This window comes from Mycobacterium sp. (genome assembly GCF_049802695.1).
GTDB lineage: Bacteria > Actinomycetota > Actinomycetes > Mycobacteriales > Mycobacteriaceae > Mycobacterium.
The window spans coordinates 1-4,815 of record NZ_JBARMY010000347.1 but is presented as its reverse complement, the minus strand read 5'-3'; the positions used below and the strand labels follow the sequence as shown (position 1 = coordinate 4,815).

Genomic DNA, 4,815 nt, shown 5'->3' with positions numbered 1-4,815 from the left:
GGCCAGCGCCTCGAGGACCGCCACGACCTGCGATTCGGCGTCGGTGTTGAAGAACCGGCGGGCGGCGGGCCGCGTGTCGGAGAAGCCAAACCCGTCGGTGCCCAGGGTGACGTAGGTGTTCGGCACCCAGGGCCGGATCTGCTCGGGCACCGCGCGCATCCAGTCCGACACCGCGACGACGGGGCCCGCGGATTCGGACAACACCTTGGTCACATACGCCTCGCCGGCCGGCCGGTCAGGATGGCGCAGCTGCTCCTTCTGCACGGCGATCCCGTCGCGGTTGAGCTCGCCCCAGCTGGTTACCGACCACACGTTGGCGGCGACGTCCCATTCGGCGGCCAGCATGTCGGCGGCCGCCAGCGCCGACGGCATCGCCACCCCGGAGGCCAGGATCTGAGCGGTGTTGGTGCGTTTCTCAGTCGCGTCCCGGTAGCGGTAAATACCGCGCAGCAAGCCTTCCGGGTTGAAGTTGTGCGGCTCGGGCGGCTGGTTGTACGGCTCGTTGTAAACGGTGAGATAGAAGTAGACGTTCTCCGGGTTCTCGCCGAACATGCGGGCCAGCCCGGATTCGATGATGTAGGCGATCTCGTAGGCGAACGCCGGGTCGTAGGAGATTACCGCGGGGTTGGTGGCGGCCAGCAGAAGTGAGTGGCCGTCGGCGTGCTGCAGGCCCTCGCCGGTCAGCGTGGTGCGTCCGGCGGTGGCGCCGAGCAGGAATCCGCGGGCCATCTGGTCGGCGGCGGCCCACAGTGCGTCACCTGTGCGCTGGAACCCGAACATCGAATAGAAGATGTAGATCGGGATCATCGGCTCGTTGTGCGTCGCATACGAGGTGCCCGCAGCGGTGAACGACGCGGTCGAACCCGCCTCGTTAATGCCCTCGTGCAGGATCTGCCCTATCTGACTTTCCTTGTATGCCAACATCAATTCGGCGTCGACGGAGGTGTAGAGCTGGCCGTTGCGGTTGTAGATCTTAAGGCTCGGAAACCAGGAGTCCATGCCGAACGTGCGCGCCTCGTCGGGAATGATGGGAACCAGCCGCGGCCCGACGTTCTTGTCCCGCAACAATTCTTTGAAGGTGCGTACGGTGGCCATGGTGGTGGCCACCGCCTGGCTGCCCGACCCCTTCTTCAGCGCCGCATAGGTGTCCCGGCCCGGCAACGTCAGCACCTTCGACTTCGTGCGCCGCTCGGGCAGAAAGCCGCCCAGCGCGCGCCGCCGGTCGAGCAGGTAACGAATTTCGGGGGCTTCCTCGCCGGGGTGGTAGTACGGCGGCAGGTAGGGGTCCTCTTCGAGCTGGGCGTCGCTGACCGGAATGCGCTCGCGGTCGCGAAAGTCCTTCAGGTCGCCAAGCGTCAGCTTCTTCATCTGGTGGGTGGCGTTGCGGCCCTCGAAGTGCTTGCCCAGCGTGTAGCCCTTGATGGTCTTCGCCAAGATGATGGTCGGCTGACCTTTGTGCTCGACGGCGGCGCGGTAGGCGGCATACACCTTGCGGTAGTCGTGGCCGCCGCGTTTGAGATTCCAGATCTCTTGATCGGACAGGTTTTCCACCAGCGCCTTGGTGCGCGGGTCGCGCGCGAAGAAGTGGTCGCGAACGTAGCCGCCGTCGTTGGCCTTATAAGTCTGGAAGTCACCGTCCGATGTGGTGTTCATCAGGTTCACCAGTGCGCCGTCCCGGTCGGCGTGCAGCAGAGCGTCCCATTCGCGGCCCCACACCACCTTGATCACGTTCCACCCCGCCCCGCGGAAGAACGACTCCAGCTCCTGAATGATCTTGCCGTTACCCCGCACCGGGCCGTCGAGGCGCTGCAGGTTGCAGTTGACGACGAAGGTCAAGTTGTCTAGACCCTCGAGCGCCCCGACATGTGCGAGCCCCCGGCTTTCCGGTTCGTCCATCTCGCCGTCGCCCAAAAAACACCACACGTGCTGATCGGAGGTGTCTTTGATGCCGCGGTCGTGTAGATAGTGGTTGAACCGCGCCTGGTAGATGGCGTTGATCGGTCCCAGGCCCATCGATACGGTCGGGAATTCCCAGAAGTCCGGCATCAGCCGCGGATGTGGGTAAGACGGCAGCCCGCCACCGCGGTGGCTGTGCTCCTGGCGGAACCCGTCGAGCTGGTCGGCGGTGAGCCTACCTTCCAAGAAGGCGCGCGCGTAGATGCCGGGGGAGGCGTGGCCCTGGATGAAAACCTGGTCCCCGCCGCCGGGGTGCGACTTGCCCCGGAAGAAATGGTTGAAGCCGACCTCGTAGAGCGCGGCCGAGGAGGCGTACGTCGAAATGTGCCCTCCCACACCCACGCCGGGCCGCTGGGCGCGGTGCACCATGATGGCCGCGTTCCACCTGATCCAAGCCCGGAAGCGGCGCTCGACGTCCTCGTCGCCGGGGAACCACGGCTCCAGCTCGGTCGGAATGGTGTTGACGTAGTCAGTCGACGTCAGCGCCGGAATGGAAACCCGCTGCTCGCCGGCGCGTTCCAGCAGCCGCAACATCAGATAGCGCGCCCGCGACGGCCCCGAGCGTTCCAGCAGTTCGTCGAAGGACTCCAGCCACTCCGACGTCTCCTCGGGGTCGATGTCGGGCAGGTAAGACGCCACCCCTTCCCGGATCACCCGGACGCGATCGGGTTCGCTTAAACCGCTGGAGTTTTGCGCCAGGTCGTGGCGGACGAACTCGGTAGTCAATGCACTACTCCTGTAGTTGACGCTTCCGTCTGCTGCGACGTTGCTCCCGGTCAGAACTGCTGTGTGTCTTTCCCCATGGTCCTCCTATCGTGCCGCACCGGCAGCCCCTGCGGCGCGGAGTCGGCGCGGGCGAGCTCGGCGCCTGGAGAATCCGGTGCGTCCGGAACGCGGGGGCGATCAAGGCTGTAACGTCACGGGCTGTGCTGAAGGGAAGACGCGATCCAGGCGAACCGGGGAACCCGGCAGCTCGTCGCCTGCGATTCGGCGGGTTGATGCTTGGCGGTGTCGCGACGGCGCTCATGGCTATCGTCGGCTGCACCACCGTCACCGAGGGCATGGGAACAGTCGACACCGCCATCGCCCCGGCTTATCGGGCGTCGGTGTCGGCCTCGGTCTCGGCCTCGTCGGCAACCTCACGCATTCGCGAAACCCAGCGTCAGCAGTCGCTGACGACGCGGGCGGTGCGCAATTCGTGCGGAGCGCTCGCGACCACCAGCAAGGACGCGATCGAAAAGGTCAACCTCTTCGTCGCCGCCTTCAACCAGGGCCGCAGCACCGGACCGGCCGAAGCTCCGGCGGCCGACTCGCTCAACCACAGCGCCGACGCCGTTTCCGGGAGTATCAGCGACCCGCTGTCCCCGGACTTGCGCACCGCGCTGAACGCTTACGTCGACGCCGCCCGTGGTGTCGCCAACGCCATCTCCTCGCATGCTCCGATCTCGGAGTTCAACAAACAGGTCGATCAGCTCAACGACACCAAGACCAAAGCGGTGCAGCTCTGCATAGCTGCTTCGTGACTTGTTCCCAGCTCGTCCGTCGGAACCTCCTGCTGAGTCAGCGGTGTGGTGCAAGCTGTGCTGTGCAACGATAGGGCGCATCGCACGGCGCGCGGTTGAAGGAGGTCGCACGGTGGTCGCGGCGGATGACGGCCGAAACTACGCCCGGAAACTGGGCATCCAACCGGGGCAGGTTGTCCAGGAGTGGGGATGGGATGAGGACACCGACGACAACGTGCGCGCCGACGTGGAGGACACGTCCGGTGCCGAGTTGCTCGATGAGGACACCGACGAGGTAGTCGACGTGGTCCTGCTGTGGTGGCGTGACGGCGACGGCGACCTGGTGGACACGTTGATGGATGCGATCACCGCGCTTGCCGACGACGGCGTGATCTGGGTGCTGACCCCCAAGACCGGCAAACCCGGCCACGTGTTGCCCGCGGAGATCGCCGAGTCGGCGCCTACCGCCGGCCTGATGCCGACGTCGTCGGTCAACCTCGGAGACTGGAGCGCCAGCCGGCTCGTGCAGCCGAAGTCGCGGGCCGGGCGCCGCTGATGCTTCCGGTGGGAACCGCCGCTCCCGACTTCACTTTGCGAGACCAGAATCAGCAGCCCGTCACACTGAGCGCCTTTCGCCCTGACCGCAACGTGTTGCTGGTGTTCTTCCCGCTGGCATTCACCGGGATCTGCCAAGGTGAGCTCGACCAGCTGCGCGACCACCTGCCGGACTACGACAACGGCGACAGCGTGGCGCTGACGGTTTCGGTCGGCCCGCCGCCGAGCCATAAGGTCTGGTCGGTCGAAAACGGCTTCCTTTTCCCGGTGCTGTCGGATTTCTGGCCGCACGGCGCGGTGAGTCAGGCTTACGGGGTGTTCAACGACAAAGCCGGCATCTCCAATCGCGGCACTTTCGTCATCGATCGGTCGGGCGTCATTCGATTCGCGGAGATGAAGCAGCCCGGTGAAGCTCGCGATCAGCGAGTGTGGACCGACGCGCTGGCTGCCCTGAAAGAGTGAGCTGTCGCGTTTGAGCGCGCGCCGCCTCAGCGGGTAGCGTGCACGGCGCGGGCGCGTAGCTCAGTGGTAGAGCTCTGGTTTTACACACCAGCGGTCGGCGGTTCGATACCGTCCGCGCCCACCGCTGTTTCTGCAGGCCAGCGCCATACGGCGATTTTCTTGGGTTCAACCGACGAACGCCCGTTGTGCCATACCCGCAGCGTCATCGCCGGTTCGTGGCCGAGCCACTTCGCCGTAGCAGACGATTGGAGTGGCCGAGTAGTACTCACCGGAAGTGCTGAAACGATCAGGCGAGGTTGAGGTTATCGAGGTCTGCTGCGTATCCGATCAGGCCCGATCA

The 4,815-nt window shown here is 65.4% G+C and carries 4 protein-coding genes and 1 tRNA gene; 4 read left to right on the top strand and 1 reads right to left on the bottom strand.

What is annotated here, in order from left to right; all coding sequences use genetic code 11:
• A partial coding sequence (gene aceE, locus WA317_RS14405; protein WP_425173677.1) for a pyruvate dehydrogenase (acetyl-transferring), homodimeric type occupies positions 1–2,682 on the bottom strand: 2,682 nt, incomplete at its 3' end.
• 272 nt (positions 2,683–2,954) lie between these two features.
• On the opposite strand from aceE, the gene WA317_RS14400 reads away from it, so the two are divergent.
• The 4 genes from WA317_RS14400 to WA317_RS14385 all read left to right on the top strand — a co-directional run bounded on the left by WA317_RS14400 (position 2,955) and on the right by WA317_RS14385 (position 4,596).
• A complete protein-coding gene (locus WA317_RS14400; RefSeq protein ID WP_425173678.1) occupies positions 2,955–3,479 on the top strand; it encodes a hypothetical protein in 525 nt (174 codons plus the stop codon).
• Between the two features lie 112 nt (positions 3,480–3,591).
• On the top strand, positions 3,592–4,014 hold the full coding sequence (locus tag WA317_RS14395) for a DUF3052 domain-containing protein (protein WP_425173676.1): 423 nt from the start codon (positions 3,592–3,594) through the stop codon (positions 4,012–4,014).
• Complete coding sequence (locus WA317_RS14390) at positions 4,014–4,475, top strand: peroxiredoxin (protein ID WP_425173675.1); 462 nt, start codon at positions 4,014–4,016, stop codon at positions 4,473–4,475. Before WA317_RS14395 ends, WA317_RS14390 begins: the two co-directional genes overlap by 1 nt.
• Positions 4,476–4,524: 49 nt before the next feature.
• Positions 4,525–4,596 (top strand) — tRNA-Val (locus WA317_RS14385).
• Positions 4,597–4,815: the final 219 nt, after the last annotated feature.

Excerpts from the sequence above, each read along its gene's own strand:
- WA317_RS14400 (WP_425173678.1), top strand. The coding sequence starts at position 2,955 with ATGCTTGGCGGTGTCGCGACGGCGCTCATGGCTATCGTCGGCTGCACC.
- WA317_RS14390 (WP_425173675.1), top strand. The coding sequence starts at position 4,014 with ATGCTTCCGGTGGGAACCGCCGCTCCCGACTTCACTTTGCGAGACCAG.